The sequence below is a fragment of the Psychrobacter sp. GW64-MNA-CIBAN-0177 genome (genome assembly GCF_040309585.1).
Taxonomy (GTDB): Bacteria; Pseudomonadota; Gammaproteobacteria; order Pseudomonadales; family Moraxellaceae; genus Psychrobacter; species Psychrobacter okhotskensis.
Genome location: NZ_JBEOOY010000169.1, coordinates 1 through 279 on the forward strand (window position 1 = coordinate 1; position 279 = coordinate 279).

Genomic DNA, 279 nt, shown 5'->3' on the forward strand with positions numbered 1-279 from the left:
GTACTGCCCACAGTATTGCCAACTGTCGAGCCAGAAGTGCTGAGAGCATTAACATCCCTATTTACAGCGGCGCCTTGTTCTTGCGCTTGCATCGTCAAATCTTCAGCCAGTGGACGCACTGCTTCTGGTTCTTGGCGCGCATTACTTATCATACGTGATAAAAAAATCACTAAGATAATTAACGCAGCAACCGCAATAATTAATAACGGATTCAAGCGCATGCGACTGTCTATATGAGTTGATAATGTACCCATAGACTGCAAAGCTGCAGTAATATTC

Annotated in this window: 1 pseudogene; it reads right to left on the minus strand. The window is 44.1% G+C overall.

Features of this window, described 5'->3' with window-relative positions:
• Positions 1 to 254 (minus strand): annotated as a pseudogene (locus AAEY79_RS14635) (helix-turn-helix domain-containing protein); the annotation flags it as partial.
• Positions 255 to 279 lie beyond the last annotated feature (25 nt).